Here is a 14,797-nt window from a genome sequence, read left to right as displayed (position 1 = left end):
ATATGAACGAACAGTCGAAAATAGCGCCCGCGGCCGGCCGTAGCGATCTCACCATCGATGAAATTCGCGCGGCGTGTGAGCGTGTGCGCGGTGCGGTGGTCGAGACGGTGATGAGCCACAGCAAGACGCTGAGCAACATTACCGGCGCGAATATCTATCTGAAGTTCGAAAACCACCAGTTCACCGCCAGCTTCAAGGAGCGCGGCGCGCTGAATGCGCTTCTGCTGCTGAGCGAAGAGCGGCGTTCCAAGGGTGTTATCGCGGCGTCCGCCGGCAACCACGCTCAGGGCCTTAGCTATCACGCCACGCGCCTTGGCATTCCTGCAACCATCGTGATGCCGGTGACCACCCCGGTGGTCAAAGTGATGCAGACCGAAAGCGTGGGCGGCAAGGTGGTGCTGTTCGGCGAAAAGTTCGACGATGCCTACGCCCATGCGCGTGAGCTGGAGCAGGAACAGGGCCTCACCTTCGTCCATCCCTTCGACGATCCCGACGTTGCTGCGGGGCAGGGGACCATCGGCATCGAAATGCTGGAGGCCCAGCCTGATCTGGACACCCTGGTCGTGCCCATCGGTGGCGGCGGCTTGATGTCCGGTATCGCCACCGCGGCGCGCGCGCTGAAGCCCGATATCGAGCTTATCGGTGTGGAAGCCGAACTGTACCCGTCTATGTACGGCGCGGTGAAGGGTGGATCGGGTGAATGCGCTGGCGACACGCTGGCAGAGGGCATTGCCGTCAAGGAGCCGGGCGCGCTCACGCGGCAGTGGATATCCGAGCTGGTCGACGACATCCTGCTCGTCAGCGAGGCGGATCTCGAGCGCGCCGTCAGCCTGCTGCTGCAGATCGAGAAGACAGTCGTCGAGGGCGCGGGCGCTGCCGGCCTCGCCGCCGTGCTGGCCAACCCGGAGAAGTTTTCCGGCAAGAATGTCGGCCTCGTCCTATGTGGCGGCAATATCGACACACGCCTTCTGGCGAACGTTCTTATTCGCGATCTTGCTCGGTCCGGCCGCTTATCGCGCCTGCGCATCACGCTGCAGGACCGGCCCGGTGCGCTGTTCAAGGTGATGCGCACCTTCGACAAGCACCGCGTCAACATAATCGAAATTTATCATCAGCGGATTTTCACCAATCTGCCCGCCAAGGGACTGATCACCGACATCGAGTGTGAGGCGCGCGATAAGGAACAGCTCGATGCCCTGATCGAGGATCTGCGGAGCCAGGGTTATTCGCTCCACCGAGTCGAAATGGACTAAGCGTTACCGGTGAACGTCGAAATGTGGTAAATCGGCTTTCCTTGATGGGCCGCGCTGCATAGGTTGAGCGCTCCTCATTCATTCGGCAGGACAGTCCCCACCCGTGAGCGCACCGGTACGCTTTCCCCGCTTTTTCCTCACCAATCCGGCGCCTTGCCCCTATTTGCCGGGGCGCACGGAGCGGAAGGTCTTTACCGAGCTCAACGGCGAGCATGCCGATGAGCTGAACGATGCGCTTGGCCGCATCGGTTTTCGTCGCAGCCAGAATGTCGCGTACCGGCCGAGCTGCGCGGACTGCCGCGCCTGCGTTTCGGTGCGGGTAATCGCGAACGAATTCGAGCCGGGTGCGACGCAGCGCAAGCTTTTGCGCCGCAACGAAGATTTGCAGGTTTCGGCCTGCCGCCCCTGGTCCACGTCCGAGCAATATGATCTGCTGCGCAGGTATCTGAACGCCCGCCATCCCGATGGCGGCATGAACGATATGGACGACATGGACTATGCGGACATGGTCGAGCAGACGCCGGTCAACAGCTATGTCATCGAATATCGCGAGCCGGGCGCGGACGGTTTGCCCGGTAAGCTTGTGGGCGCCTGCCTTACCGATCAGCAATCGGACGGGCTGTCGATGATCTACAGCTTCTTCGATCCCGATCTGGAGGACCGCAAGGGGCTTGGCAATTACATTATCCTTGATCACATCATGCGCGCGCGCAAGGCTGGGCTGCCTTATGTGTATCTCGGCTATTGGGTCGAGGGATCGGCGCGGATGCAGTACAAGGTCCGCTATCGCCCGCTCGAACGGCTCGGGCCGGAGGGCTGGGAAAAGTTCGAGCCCGGCGGCGCGTAATCCTGGCGTTAGATCGAGATTTGAGACAGTAAAAAACCCCGCCGATCCGACGGGGTTTTTTTAGATGTTAAGCTTGTAATCGACGCGTGCTTTAGCGGCGCAGACGCTTGTCCTTGCGGATCACGCGCTTGTCATGCCCGGTGCTGACATATTCCTCGGTCACGGTCGTCGTCGTCGTGGTGGTCGTCTGGCCGGGAACGACGACGACTGTTGTGGTGCCGCCATTGTAAGCCTGCGGCTGGGCATAGCCGCGATACCAATAGCGGTGGCCCTGCCAGCCATAGCCGGTCGGCATCGCATATCCGCGCGCGCCTTGCGCATACGCGCCGCCATAGGCCGGGGCGGGGCCGCGATAGACGGGAGCGGAGCCTCTATATACGCGGCGATCGTCGCGATAATAGCGGCGCTGGCCGCGGTCTTCCGCTTTGTCGATTGCATAACCGGCCGCGGCGCCAAGGCCTCCGCCGATCAACGTGCCGGCCAGGCGGTTGCCGCGCCCGGCGATCAGATTGCCGGCAACACCGCCTGCAACGCCGCCGATAACCGCACCGCCGACGCCATTGTCCTGACGCTGTTCATAGCCATAACCGGGTGCTTGCGCCACATAGCTGCCTTGATAGGCGGGTGTGCCCTGATAAGCAGGCGCGCCTTGATAGGGTGTTCCAGCCTGATATTCGGCGCCGGCATAAGGAGCCGTCGCTACCCCATTGGTCTCATAACCGTAGCGTGGCGCGCCGATGGAGGTGCCGCGATAGCTGCCCTGAAAAGCCTGGCCGTTTTCGTCGACATAGGTGCCCTGCCATTCGCCCTGATAGACGCGGCCCTGATCATCGACATAATTGCCGGACCAGGTGCCGTCATAGGTACCGCTCTGCTGATCTTCCTGCGAATAGACGCGGTCATCCCAGTTATACGCGCCGTCGTCATAGGTAGCGGTGGGGCCGTATTCAGCGCCGTAAGGCACGCTATCGGGTGAGTCGTGTCCGGCGATCGCAGGCGTAGCCGCCAGCAATGCGGGGGCTGCAACCGTCCACAAACAAAGATTTTTATTCATCAAGTCACTCCTCGGCCTTACCACGCTCGAGGATGCGAACGTGCGGTTTTGGTTAAGAGTTCCTTAACATTTCTAGAGGCTTGCCGCTACTGACCGTGGCAAATCGCCCGTTTGATGTCCCGTTTTGGCGCGGTTCCCGATCAGCCTGCCAAAGCGGGCGCGATCAGTGCTGCCAGCTTCTCGCAACCCGCGGCATCATCCGCCGTAAAGCGCGCGGGCGTAGGGCTGTCGAGATCGATCACGCCCAGAAGCTGTCCATCGTGCAGGATCGGCACGACCAGTTCGGATCGGCTGTCCGCATCGCAGGCGATATGCCCTTCGAACGCATGGACGTCTTCCACGAGCTGCGTTGCCCGCGTCGCGGCGGCCGCGCCACAAACGCCTTGGCCGAGTGGGATACGGATGCAGGCGGCTTTCCCCTGAAACGGACCGAGCACGAGCTCATCGCCGACCATCCGATAGAAGCCGGTCCAGTTCACGTCGGGCAAAAATTGCCACAGCACCGCGGCGACATTGGCCATGTTGGCTATTCCATCGGGTTCACCGTCCACCATGGCTTTCGCGGCGCGGCCGATCTCCTCCCAGCGCTCTGCGGCGGGCGTGTCGGCAGGAATGTCGAATGCGAACATGGAATTTCCTTCAGTCGAACCGGACGCGGCCGCGCTTTTCCTTCACGGCGCTGCGTTTCTTTTTCGTATCGACCCGGCGGGCCTTCGCGGCGCGGCTGGGTTTGGTCTTGCGGCGCTTGGCATCGCGCTGATGTGCCTTGGTCAAAAGCGTGTCCAGCCGCCGGCGTGCCTCTTCGCGGTTGGCTTCGCGCGTCCGATGGGTGCGCGCGGTGATCACGAGCACGCCGTCCTTGGTCAGCTTGCTGCCCGCCAGGTCCTTGAGCTGGCGATAGGCATAAGGCTGCAGGCCGAGGGCGAAGATGTTCACGCGCAGCTGGGCTGCCGTTTCCACCTTATTGACATTCTGTCCGCCCGGCCCCGACCCGGCGAGGAAGCTTTCCTCGATATGCTCTTCAGGAACGCGCATCGTCTTCGGCGGGCTCGGCGGCGAACGCGATCTCGGGTTCCGTGAAGCCGCGCTCGGTGAAGGCGCGGGGCAGGGGGGATAAAGCTTCCACCGCGGGTTTGCCCTCGCGCGGCATGCGGATGGCGGCGGCGTGCAGCAGGGTCTGCTCGCCCCGGCCATAGATCGGATCGCCCGCGAGCGGGATGCCAAGGCCGTAGAGCGCATGGGCGCGCAGTTGGTGAGTGCGGCCGGTTTCGGGCCGGAATTCGACGAGCGCCTTGCCGTCTTTGTGATCGATCAGGCGCCAATGGGTGACGGCCGCCTTGCCCTTCTTCGCCGCAATCATGCGCCAGCCCTTCTCGCGCGAGCTTTGCTTGGACAGCGACAACGAGATGGTACCTTCGCTCTCCTCCGGCACGCCGTCCAGAATGCCGAGATAGACCTTTTCGACGATGCCTTCCTCGAAGGCCTTGGCGAAGCGCGCATGCGCCTTCGGGTTGCGCGCAAGGAGCAGGCAGCCGCTGGTATCGCGGTCCAGCCGGTGCACCGCGCTCGGCTCCCGACGGAAACCGAAGCGCAATGCGCCGAGCATGGAAACGAGGCTGAAGCCGCCGCGCTTGGGCGTTTCGACATCGAGCCCGGCGGGCTTGTCGATGACGAGGGCTTCGCCATCGATGAACAGGGTTTCGGGAACTTCGATCACGCTTGGCGAGGTGGCAGCACCGCCGCCACCTTTCAAGCGTGATCGATCATTCGCGTCGTCTAGCCGTGCAGCTTCGCCGTGGTTTCGGCCACGCGCTTGCCGAGATAACGGGCACCAGCGAGGTCCTTGTCGCTCGGCTGGCGGCTGCCGTCGCCGCCCGCAATGGTGCTGGCGCCATAAGGCGAATTGCCATGCACGGCGCTCAGGTCGAGCTGACCGTCAAAGCCGTAATCCAGGCCAACAATGGTCATGCCCATGTGGATGAGGTTCGTCAGGATGGAGAACTGCGTGGTTTCCTGCCCGCCATGCTGGCTGGCTGTGGAGGTGAAGGCTGCACCGACCTTACCCACGAGCGTACCTTCCTGCCACAGCGCGCCCGTCTGATCCCAGAAGCTGGCCATCTGGCTGGTCATGCGGCCGTAGCGGGTGGGCGAGCCGACGATGATCGCGTCATAATCGCGCAGGTGATCGACTTCGGCCACGCCGTGACTTTCATCATGCTGGAAGCCGGCCTGCTTCACGACCTCATCCGGTGCTGTTTCGGGCACGCGCTTGATATCGACATCGCCGCCGGCAGCGCGCGCGCCTTCGGCAATGGCCTCTGCCATCGTCGCGGTGTGACCATAAGAGGAATAATAAAGGACGAGAATCTTGCTCATGAGGGTCAACCTTCTGTTCGTGGATGAAAAAAGGCCGCGCGCCATGGGGCCGCGGCGGTAACCGGCCCGTCATTCAGGGGGAGGGGTGGGGAGGGGGAATGACGGGCCGGAGCTCTAGATGCTGTCGATCATGACGATCTCGCACCCACTCAACGCGCAAATTTCCAGATCGGTGCCGCCGCGGATCGCCGCTCCGTCGCGTGGATCGAACGTTTCACCGTTGATCGTAATGCCGCCCTTTACCGGCACCAGATAAGCATGGCGGCCGTCGTCGATCCGGTGCTGGATGGTCTGACCCTCTTCCAGCGTAGCGCAGAGCAGCTTGGCATCGGCATTGATGTAAAGCGCGTCGGTGTCGGCGTCATCGCCGCTAGCCAGCGTGACGAAGGCACCTGAGCGATTCGCCTTGGGAAATGGCTTCGCATCCCAGCGCGGCGCGATGTTCCGTTCGCGCGGCATGATCCAGATCTGGAACAGGCGCGTCGTCTCATCGTCGACATTGGCCTCGCTGTGTTGAACGCCGGTGCCTGCGCTCATCACCTGGATGTCGCCAGCTTCGGTGCGGCCTTCATTGCCCATGGAATCGCGATGCGTGATCGCGCCTTCGCGGACATAGGTGATGATTTCCATATTATCATGCGGATGCGGCGGGAAGCCGGAGCGCGGCGCGATCTCGTCATCGTTCCAGACGCGGATCGCACCCCAGTTCATCCGCTGCGGATCATAATAAGAGGCGAAGCTGAAATGGTGGTTCGCGTTCAGCCAGCCATGATCGGCCTTGCCCAGAGAGGCGAAGGGGCGGCGCTCGATGGCCGGAGCACCGGACTGGGTGGCAGGGCGAAATGCAGTAACGGTGGGCATAATCGGTCTCCTTGCTTGCCACTGAATATAGTTGCGGCTTATCGTTTCCGAAATAAGCACTCATGAAACAGATCGTTTCCGATTATGGCATTACCGGATTTCGAAGGCTGGGCGATTTTCGCGGCCGTGGCGCGGGCGGGAAGCTTTACCGAGGCGGCGCGAGACCTCGGCATCGGCAAGGCGACGGTCTCCAAGGCAGTGTCTAGGCTGGAGACGGCGCAGGGTATCAGCTTGTTCCATCGCACGTCGCGCCGGCTTTCGCTCACCGAGGCCGGACGACGGCTCGCCAGCCCGGCGCGTCTGCTGACGGAGCAGGCGCAGGCGCTGGAAGAGATGGCGCGCGAGGATGCGGGGCAGGCAGGCGGCACGATCCGGCTCAGCGCTCCGATGAGTTTCGGTATCGCTTTCCTGGGGCCCCTGATCGCACGGTTCATGGAAGAGCATCCGTCCATTGCCATCGATCTGGAGCTGGATGACCGGCGCGTCGATATCGTGGCGCAAGGGTTCGATCTGGCGGTGCGCATCGCCAATCTGCCTGACAGCAGCCTGCGCACCCGCCGCGTCGGGCCGATCCGCGTGGTGCTGGCGGCCTCGCCCGGCTGGATTGAGCGGCATGGAGTGCCCGCGCATCCATCGGACATTCCGGGCGATCGATGCTTTGCCTATACCAGCGCGCCGGGCCGACAGAGCTGGGTGCTGGAGAAGGGCGGGCAGCGGGTCTCGGTTTATCCCGATGGGCGCCTCCATGTGAATAACGGCGCGATGATGGTGGAGGCACTGGAGGCGGGGCTCGGTATCGCCTTCTTGCCGGAATTCATCGTCCGCGATTCGCTGGCCGAGGGACGATTGGTTCCGCTGCTGACGGACTGGTCTGCGCCAAGGCTGGATCTGCAAATCGTCTTGCCGCCATCACCGTTGCGGCCCAAGCGTGTCGATCTGCTGGTAGACTTTCTCGCCGCAAATCTCGCCGAACGGTGCAGGGTGGAGCAGTCATCGGATTGAACGCGGTCAAAAGAAAAGGGCGCCCCTTACGGGACGCCCTTCGCTGTTTCGATCGCGCCGACGATCAGGCGCTGTAGTACATGTCGAATTCGACTGGGCTCGGCGTCATTTCCCAACGCTCGACCTCGGGCCATTTCAGTTCGATATAGGCCTCGATCTGATCCTTGGTGAACACATCGCCTTCCAGCAGGAAGTCGTGGTCCGCCTGGAGCGACTCGAGGGCTTCGCGCAAGGAAGCGCAGACGGTGGGGACATTCTCAAGCTCCGCCGGCGGCAGATCATAGAGGTTCTTGTCCATCGCATCGCCCGGGTGGATCTTGTTCCGGATGCCGTCGAGGCCCGCCATCAGCAGCGCTGCATAAGCGAGATAGGGGTTCGCCAGCGGATCGGGGAAGCGGAATTCCACGCGCTTCGCCTTCTCACCCGCACCATAGGGGATGCGGCAGGATGCGGAGCGGTTGCGGCTGGAATAGGCCAGCAGCACCGGTGCTTCGTAACCCGGCACCAGGCGCTTGTAGCTGTTGGTGGTTGGGTTGGTGAACGCGTTCAGCGCCTTGGCGTGCTTGATGACGCCGCCGATATAATGGAGGCACATTTCGCTGAGGCCGGCATATTGGTCGCCCGCAAAGAGCGGCTTGCTCTCGTTCCAGATCGACATGTGGGTGTGCATGCCGGAGCCGTTATCCTTGGCGATGGGCTTGGGCATGAAGGTGGCCGACTTGCCATAGGCATGGGCAACCTGGTGCACGACGTACTTGTAGACCTGCATCTGGTCCGCGCAGGTGACGAGCGTGGAGAAGGTAAGGCCGAGCTCATGCTGCGCCGCGCCGACTTCATGATGGTGCTTGTCCATCTTGAGGCCCATCTCGAGCATCGTGGCGACCATTTCGCCGCGGATGTCGACGGCGCTATCGACCGGCGCGACCGGGAAGTAGCCGCCCTTGGCGCGCGGGCGGTGGCCCATATTGCCGACATCATATTCGCGGCCTGAATTGGTGGGCAGCTCGATATCGTCGATCTTGTAGTAGCTGCGATCGTAACCGTCCTCGAAACGGACGTCGTCGAACATGAAGAACTCGGCTTCGGGGCCGACATAGATCGTATCGCCGATACCGGTCTGCTTCAGATACGCCTCGGCGCGCTTGGCGGTCGAGCGCGGATCGCGGGCATACAGTTCCCCGGTCGACGGCTCGACGATGTCGCAGAACACCACCAGCATGGGGGTGGCCGAGAAGGGATCGGCATAGATCGCATCCAGATCCGGGCGCAGGATCATGTCGCTTTCGTTGATCGTCTTCCAGCCCTCGATCGAGCTGCCGTCGAACATGAGGCCGTCTTCAAGCTCTTCCTCGCCGAGCACACCGGCGCACATGGTGAGGTGCTGCCACTTGCCCTTGGGATCGGTGAAGCGAAGATCGACCCACTCGATCTCTTCATCCTTGATGCGCTTCAAAATGTCCTTCGCGGAGGTCGCCATGTTCGATTGCCTTTCAGTCTAAGGTATTTCGCGCAACTTCCCTACAGGGAGTCAGCATCGGCTGCAAATTTGTTTTGCGGCGCAGCAAAATTGGTCTTCGCACGGGATTCCGTTATCGGAATCGATTGCCCGCAGGCGTTAGAGCGCGTTCGAGTCGCGTTCTCCGGTGCGGATGCGAAGCGCGGTTTCGACGGGCATGACGAAAATCTTGCCGTCGCCGATGCGGCCCGTCTGCGCGGCGTTGGCAATGGCCTCCACCACGCGGTCTGCCAGCGCATCTTCCACCACGATTTCCATTTTCACCTTGGGCAGAAAATCCACGACATATTCGGCGCCGCGGTACAGTTCGGTATGCCCTTTCTGGCGCCCGAAGCCTTTTGCCTCGGTCACGGTGATGCCAGACACGCCTACTTCGTGGAGCGCCTCCTTCACCTCGTCCAGCTTGAACGGCTTGATGATCGCTTCGATCTTTTTCATCGCTTCCCCTGTCCCGGCCGCATCGGGTCCGTTTCGGTCCGGCGTGGCAGCAGCTTATCATAGTGCCGACGCCTCAACTGCACAGGAATGAAGCGCATCATCGGCGGCGCGGTTCCGTGGTCCCGGCGCCGGGCGCGCTCGTCGGCGTCGCTGCGACGTCTGGAGTGGGCTGCGGCGTGGGCGAGGGCGCGGGGCCTGGGACCGCCGCGACCTGTCCGTTGGCACCAAGCTTCAGGAGCACAAGCCGCGGCTTTGAGGGAACGCGCAGCAGCCAGCCGGGCGTGTAGCCTGTCGGCTCGCCCTCCAGCATGGCGACGGGCTGGCTTTCCGGCGCCGCCCAGTCATATTCGCCGCCCAGGCCGGTCAGCACCGCGAAATATTGCTCGCCATCGATCAGGAAGGTGCTGGGCGCAGCCACAATGCCCGATCCAAGATCGCGATTGTAGAGCGTCTCACCGGTCATCGCATCGAGCGCGACGAAGCGGCCGATGCCTGTGCCGATGACCACAAGTCCGCCCGCAGTCGACAACGGCCCGCCGTTGCGCGGCGCTGCTAGATCGCGCGACCAGCGAATCTCGCCTGCCACGGGATCGAACGCGACGATCTTCGCGCCTTCCGGCGTCCAGCGCGGGCCGATAGGGGCGGGGGTGGCCTGTTCCCCTTCGTCGTCCTGCGCGGGATCGGCGTATCGCGGCAAGGTGAAATAGACGAGGCCCGTCATGGGATTGAAGCTCATCCAGCGCGGTGCCCGCTGCGGGTCGACCGGCGGGAAATTCGGGCGCGGGGTCTCGGCGGATGCCAGGCTGCGCGCTGCGGAGGATTTCTCCGCGCCGCCCACGGAAGGGGCGCGCTTCAACGGGCGGCCGGTGGAAAGGTCATATCCTTCGGTCCAGCCCTGCCGGTCGAACAGCGGGGTAGCCGAAAGCAGTTTGCCGTTCTGACGGTCTAGCACGAAGAAGAAGCCGTTATCCGACGCCTGCATCAGCACCTTGCGCGCGGGTTGTGGCGAAGGCTGCGTTGTCGGGCTGGGCGACGGGCTTGCCTGCGGACTGGCCGGAGGACTGGCTTGTCCGGTCGGCGTTGGCGCGGGCGTCGGAACCGGAAGATCGGCCAGAACGAAGGGCTGGCTTGCACCAAAGGATGGCCGCGCGCCGGGCGTTTCCTGGAACTGCCAGAGAAACTCGCCGTCCGACGGATCGAGCGCGATGATCGAGGACAGGAACAGCCGGTCGCCGCCATTGCCATCCGAACCGGGGCCGGCGCCGACGCCGACATAGAGCCGGTCCAGATCCGGATCATAGGTGATGGCGTCGGTCACGAAACCGCCCGCTGCGCCTGCCAGCGATGTGGGTGCCCATGTCTGGGCGGCAGTACCCAGTACGGCGTCGCTCGATGCCTTGTCCGGGGTGCCGCCGGGTGACGGCACGGTATAGAAGCGCCAGCGCAGGGTGCCATCGGTTGTGTCGTAAGCCGACACATAGCCGCGTCCGCCCGAACCTGCGCGTCCGCTGCCAATGATCACCATGTTCTTCACGATGCGCGGCGTGGAGGTGATGCGATAGGTGCCCGCCTCACCGCCTGTCTGCACGCGCCAGAGCTGCGCGCCCGTGATGGCATCGAGCGCGATCAGCTGCCCGTCCAGCGTGGCGAGGTAAAGTCGGCCTTTCCAGATTGCGAGGCCCTGATTCCCAACATCGGACGTGTCTGCGCCCGCTTTGGGTTGGGCCAGTCCGGGATTGAAGCTCCACAGCTGTTTTCCGGAAGCCCCATCGAACGCGAACACGCGCGAGCGCGGCGTAGTGATGTAGATCTTGCCATCGGCTGCGATAGGCGTGGAGTGGGGCACCTCGCCTTCCGGCAGATCGGCGGTCCAGGCGATGCCGAAATTGGAGACATTGGCGCGGTTTACGGCATCGAGCGGCGAATAACGCTGCTCATAATAATTGAAGCCGATCGCAGCCCAATTGGTGCCATCACCGCCGGTGGCGAGATAATCGCCATCGATCTGGGTCGCCGCGACAGCCTGCGGCGTCGGCGCGGAAGCGCCGCTCTTGTCTTCATTCGAATTGCAGCCGGCCAGCAGTGCCAGCGGAGCAAGCAGACCCCAGAATCTCAATCGCATTGTCGCACGTACCTCACGCCTTAACGCTAACGGGCACAATGGCTTGCGACAAGGATGGATCGCGTAAAATCAGTAAGGCGGCTTGTGCAGGCCCTTGGGGCTCTCGGTGAATATCTCGCAGCCGTCCGCCGTGATGCCGATCGAATGTTCGAACTGGGCGGAAAGCTTGCGATCGCGCGTCACGGCGGTCCATCCGTCGTCCAGGATCTTCACGCCCGCTTTGCCCAGATTGATCATCGGCTCGATCGTGAAGAACATGCCTTCGCGCAGCTCCGTGCCGGTGCCGGGCTTGCCCGCATGGACCACTTCCGGCGCGTCGTGGAACAGACGACCGAGACCATGGCCGCAAAATTCGCGGACCACGCCAAAACGGTGGCTTTCCGCATGACGCTGGATCGCCGCGCCGATATCGCCGAGGCGAACGCCAGGCTTTGCCATGTCGACGCCGATCATCAGGCATTCATAGGTGACATCGACCAGGCGCTTGGCTTTGAGCGGCACATCGCCGACCAGGAACATGCGGCTCGTATCGCCGTGCCAGCCGTCGATGATGATGGTGACATCGATATTGATGATGTCCCCGTCCTTCAAAGGCTTATCGTTGGGGATGCCGTGACACACCACATGGTTGATCGAGGTGCAGCAGCTGTGCGTGAAACCGCGATAGCCGAGCGTGGCGGGCACGCCGCCCAGGCTCAGCATATGTTTGCGCACGATATCGTCCAGCTCCGCGGTCGTAACGCCGGGCACCACATGAGGTACGAGCGCGTCCAGCACTTCGGCGGCGGCGCGGCCTGCGCGGCGCATGCCGGCAAAGCCTTCTTCTCCATGCAGCTTGATCGTGCCGTCGCGCGGGACGGCGGCCTGTTCGGGGTCGACGGTAATATATTGGTCCATGCCCATCCATATAGCGTCCAAAGCACCGCTTTGCGAGACGCGATGGTACGGCTAGGGTGCGCGCCATGACCGCTTCCCGCATATGGACCGCCGCGCTGATCGTGATCGGCGATGAAATTCTCTCCGGCCGCACGCAGGACAAGAACATTGCGCAGATCGCCACCTGGCTGCAGGTGCAGGGCATCCGGCTGGCCGAAGTGCGCGTGATTGCCGACGATATGGACGCGATTGCAGAGGCGGTGAACATCCTGCGCACGCGCAACGATTATCTGTTCACCACCGGTGGTATCGGCCCGACGCATGATGACATCACGGTGGACGCGATCGCCGCTGCATTGGGCGTGGAGGTGGTAATCCATCCCGAAGCACGCGCGACGCTAGAGCGTTATTATGAGACGAAGGGCGGCATCAACGAAGGCCGCCTGCGTATGGCGCGCGTGCCGGACGGCGGCGAACTGATCCCGAACAAGATGAGCGGCGCGCCCGGTATCAAGCTGGGCAATATCTTCATCATGGCCGGTGTGCCGCATATCACCGCAGGCATGCTCGATGCGTTGACAGGCACGCTGGAAGGCGGCGCGCCGCTGATTGCCGAGCAGATCGGGTGCTGGACGGCTGAAAGCGAGGTCGCAGAACTTCTGCGCGAGACCGAAAAGGCGCATGAAGACTGCCAGATCGGCAGCTATCCGTTCTTTCGCGAAGGACGCACCGGTGCCAATTTCGTCGTTCGCTCCACCGAGCAGGCTTCGCTTGATGCCTGTATGGAAGCGCTGAAGAAGGGTCTGCGCGAACTTGGCTTCGCTCCCGTGGACGGCGGGATCTGATTTCTTCGTAAGAGCGGGAAGTCGCTATTCTCGCAACGCCCTCAGGGCCGCTCCCGCCGCGAACGGGGCCAGCACGGTCAGCCCCAAACTCACCGCCGCCAGCAGCGGCAAGGCTCCGGCTGCGGTGGGATCGAGGCTTCCAGCTCCGAAGATGAGAACGGGGATGGCGAGCGGCAGCAGCATCAGCCCCGCCGCGCCGCCGCCTGCGCGCGCCGTGAGCGCGGCGATCGTGACCGACAAGGCGGCGAGCGCAGGCGTGGCGACGGCAAGACCGGCCAGCAGCGTGCCGAGAGTAATTCCGTCAAGATCGAACAGGGCCCCGCCGATCACGGTGGCCACCAGCAGCGGCGGGCCGAAGCCCAGCCAGTGCGCGGCGATCTTGAGCGCGGCGATGGTCTCGTCCGCCCAGCCGCGCAGCGCCAGTTGATCGAGATGACCGCTTTCCAGGTCCGGGCGCACCAGCCGTTCGATCGGCAGCAGCGCGGCGAGCAAGGCCGCGATCCACAGCATCGCCCCTCCGGTAGCGCGCAGCAGCTTCAGATCCGGCCCGACGGCGAAGGGGTAAAGAATGGCGACACCCAGGAAGAACAGCACCGGCAGCCACAAGCCGCCCCCGCGCCAGGCGAGGCGCAGATCGCGCGCGATCAGGCGCACGGCGTTCATGCGGGCGGGCCCATGTTCAGGATCGTCGCCGGCTCGAGGCCAATCGGAATATGCGAGGCGACGATGATCGTCTGGCCCCCCGCGATCCGCCGTGCGAGCGCGGTGGCCATCCGTTCGGCGCTCGGTTGATCGAGCCCGTTCATCGGTTCGTCCATCAACAATATGTCCGCGCCCGATTGCAGGGCGCGCGCGGCGACCGCGCGTTTGGTCTGGCCGGTGGAGAGCATCCGCACCGGCACCTCTGCCAGGGTGTCCAGACCCAGCTCTGTCAGAACCTCGGCTGTATCAGCGGCGCTGCATCCGTCGATCGCGCCCCAGAAACGCAATGCCTTTTCGACGCTTGATTCCGGGTCGAAGGCGCGGCGCTCATCCGCCAGCGCGACGCTGCCTGCGATGTCGGCCCGGCCCCCGGCGGGTTTCAACAGCCCGGCAAGAATGCGCAGCAGGCTGGATTTTCCGGCACCGTTCGGTCCGGTCAGCAAGCCCAAGGTGCCGCGTTCCACCCGCCAGTCCAGGCCGGAAAAGACCAGCCGCTGGCCGCGCAGGCAGGCAAGCTTCTCGATGCTGATCGCAGGCCCTGCTTGACGCTCCTCCATCGCGCGACTTACGCATGGACGCACCCCCATGCCAAGCCGGAGAGATGACCGATGGTCCAGAAATTGAGCGACAGCCAGCGCGAAACAGCCCTTTCCGAGCTATCGGACTGGACGCACAATGCCGAGCGCGATGCGATCACGAAGTCCTTTCAGTTCGACGATTTCGTCGGTTCCTTCGGTTTCATGAGCCGCGTGGCGCTGCATGCCGAAAAGATGGACCACCATCCCGAATGGTCGAACGTTTACGACAAGGTGGAGATCACGCTGACGACGCATGATTGCGATGGTCTCAGCGAGAAGGACGTGAGGCTGGCCAAGACGATCGACGCCCTCGCCGAGGGCTGATCG

The 14,797-nt window shown here is 63.2% G+C and carries 17 protein-coding genes; 5 read left to right on the top strand and 12 right to left on the bottom strand.

Features of this window, described 5'->3' with window-relative positions; genetic code table 11:
• Window positions 1–2: 2 nt before the first annotated feature.
• Complete coding sequence (locus I6A82_RS00705) at window positions 3–1,253, top strand: threonine ammonia-lyase (RefSeq protein ID WP_198093319.1); 1,251 nt, start codon at window positions 3–5, stop codon at window positions 1,251–1,253.
• Window positions 1,254–1,356: 103 nt separating this feature from the next.
• Complete coding sequence (locus I6A82_RS00700; RefSeq protein WP_198093318.1) at window positions 1,357–2,100, top strand: arginyltransferase; 744 nt, start codon at window positions 1,357–1,359, stop codon at window positions 2,098–2,100.
• A 91-nt stretch (window positions 2,101–2,191) separates the two neighbouring features.
• Here the strand turns inward: I6A82_RS00700 and I6A82_RS00695 are convergent, their stop codons facing one another.
• The 6 genes from I6A82_RS00695 to I6A82_RS00670 all read right to left on the bottom strand — a co-directional run bounded on the left by I6A82_RS00695 (window position 2,192) and on the right by I6A82_RS00670 (window position 6,391).
• Window positions 2,192–3,154 carry a glycine zipper 2TM domain-containing protein gene (locus I6A82_RS00695; RefSeq protein WP_198093317.1) on the bottom strand — a complete coding sequence of 321 codons (963 nt, stop codon included), beginning with the start codon at window positions 3,152–3,154 and terminating at the stop codon, window positions 2,192–2,194.
• A gap of 140 nt (window positions 3,155–3,294) precedes the next feature.
• Window positions 3,295–3,783 (bottom strand): GAF domain-containing protein, encoded by a 489-nt coding sequence (locus I6A82_RS00690; RefSeq protein ID WP_198093316.1) that lies wholly within the window; start codon window positions 3,781–3,783, stop codon window positions 3,295–3,297.
• Window positions 3,784–3,793: 10 nt separating this feature from the next.
• Window positions 3,794–4,189, bottom strand: a complete 396-nt coding sequence (gene arfB, locus I6A82_RS00685) for an alternative ribosome rescue aminoacyl-tRNA hydrolase ArfB (RefSeq protein WP_198093315.1) — start codon at window positions 4,187–4,189, stop codon at window positions 3,794–3,796.
• On the bottom strand, window positions 4,176–4,907 hold the full coding sequence (locus I6A82_RS00680) for a pseudouridine synthase family protein (protein ID WP_232343186.1): 732 nt from the start codon (window positions 4,905–4,907) through the stop codon (window positions 4,176–4,178). Before I6A82_RS00680 ends, arfB begins: the two co-directional genes overlap by 14 nt.
• Before the next feature lie 23 nt (window positions 4,908–4,930).
• Window positions 4,931–5,530, bottom strand: coding sequence for an NAD(P)H:quinone oxidoreductase (gene wrbA / locus I6A82_RS00675; protein WP_187334568.1), 600 nt, complete (start codon window positions 5,528–5,530; stop codon window positions 4,931–4,933).
• A gap of 114 nt (window positions 5,531–5,644) precedes the next feature.
• Window positions 5,645–6,391, bottom strand: coding sequence for a pirin family protein (locus tag I6A82_RS00670; protein ID WP_198093314.1), 747 nt, complete (start codon window positions 6,389–6,391; stop codon window positions 5,645–5,647).
• An 84-nt stretch (window positions 6,392–6,475) separates the two neighbouring features.
• On the opposite strand from I6A82_RS00670, the gene I6A82_RS00665 reads away from it, so the two are divergent.
• Window positions 6,476–7,393: a LysR family transcriptional regulator gene (locus I6A82_RS00665; RefSeq protein WP_198093313.1), complete on the top strand. Its 918-nt coding sequence runs from the start codon at window positions 6,476–6,478 to the stop codon at window positions 7,391–7,393.
• Window positions 7,394–7,457: 64 nt separating this feature from the next.
• On the opposite strand, the gene glnA is transcribed toward I6A82_RS00665, so the two are convergent.
• The 4 genes from glnA to map all read right to left on the bottom strand — a co-directional run bounded on the left by glnA (window position 7,458) and on the right by map (window position 12,372).
• On the bottom strand, window positions 7,458–8,870 hold the full coding sequence (glnA, locus tag I6A82_RS00660; protein ID WP_198093312.1) for a type I glutamate--ammonia ligase: 1,413 nt from the start codon (window positions 8,868–8,870) through the stop codon (window positions 7,458–7,460).
• 138 nt (window positions 8,871–9,008) lie between these two features.
• Window positions 9,009–9,347, bottom strand: a complete 339-nt coding sequence (locus I6A82_RS00655) for a P-II family nitrogen regulator (protein WP_198093311.1) — start codon at window positions 9,345–9,347, stop codon at window positions 9,009–9,011.
• A gap of 97 nt (window positions 9,348–9,444) precedes the next feature.
• Window positions 9,445–11,469 (bottom strand): outer membrane protein assembly factor BamB family protein, encoded by a 2,025-nt coding sequence (locus I6A82_RS00650; RefSeq protein ID WP_198093310.1) that lies wholly within the window; start codon window positions 11,467–11,469, stop codon window positions 9,445–9,447.
• 69 nt (window positions 11,470–11,538) lie between these two features.
• The gene (gene map / locus I6A82_RS00645; RefSeq protein WP_442945116.1) at window positions 11,539–12,372 is read right to left on the bottom strand and encodes a type I methionyl aminopeptidase; all 834 of its coding nucleotides are present in this window, start codon (window positions 12,370–12,372) and stop codon (window positions 11,539–11,541) included.
• 59 nt (window positions 12,373–12,431) lie between these two features.
• On the opposite strand from map, the gene I6A82_RS00640 reads away from it, so the two are divergent.
• Window positions 12,432–13,190: a competence/damage-inducible protein A gene (locus I6A82_RS00640; protein WP_198093309.1), complete on the top strand. Its 759-nt coding sequence runs from the start codon at window positions 12,432–12,434 to the stop codon at window positions 13,188–13,190.
• 24 nt (window positions 13,191–13,214) lie between these two features.
• Here the strand turns inward: I6A82_RS00640 and I6A82_RS00635 are convergent, their stop codons facing one another.
• Together I6A82_RS00635 and I6A82_RS00630 are read right to left on the bottom strand one after the other, a co-directional pair.
• Window positions 13,215–13,853, bottom strand: coding sequence for a heme exporter protein CcmB (locus I6A82_RS00635; protein WP_198093308.1), 639 nt, complete (start codon window positions 13,851–13,853; stop codon window positions 13,215–13,217).
• Window positions 13,850–14,449, bottom strand: a complete 600-nt coding sequence (locus tag I6A82_RS00630) for an ABC transporter ATP-binding protein (protein ID WP_198093307.1) — start codon at window positions 14,447–14,449, stop codon at window positions 13,850–13,852. Before I6A82_RS00630 ends, I6A82_RS00635 begins: the two co-directional genes overlap by 4 nt.
• A gap of 51 nt (window positions 14,450–14,500) precedes the next feature.
• Here I6A82_RS00630 and I6A82_RS00625 point away from each other — a divergent pair, with 51 nt between their 5' ends.
• Window positions 14,501–14,794, top strand: a complete 294-nt coding sequence (locus I6A82_RS00625) for a 4a-hydroxytetrahydrobiopterin dehydratase (RefSeq protein ID WP_198093306.1) — start codon at window positions 14,501–14,503, stop codon at window positions 14,792–14,794.
• Window positions 14,795–14,797 lie beyond the last annotated feature (3 nt).

It is taken from the genome of Novosphingopyxis sp. YJ-S2-01 (assembly GCF_016093175.1).
Taxonomy (GTDB): Bacteria; Pseudomonadota; Alphaproteobacteria; order Sphingomonadales; family Sphingomonadaceae; genus Novosphingopyxis; species Novosphingopyxis iocasae.
The sequence above is the reverse complement of the archived record's forward strand: the minus strand, read 5'-3'. Positions and strand labels throughout refer to the sequence as shown.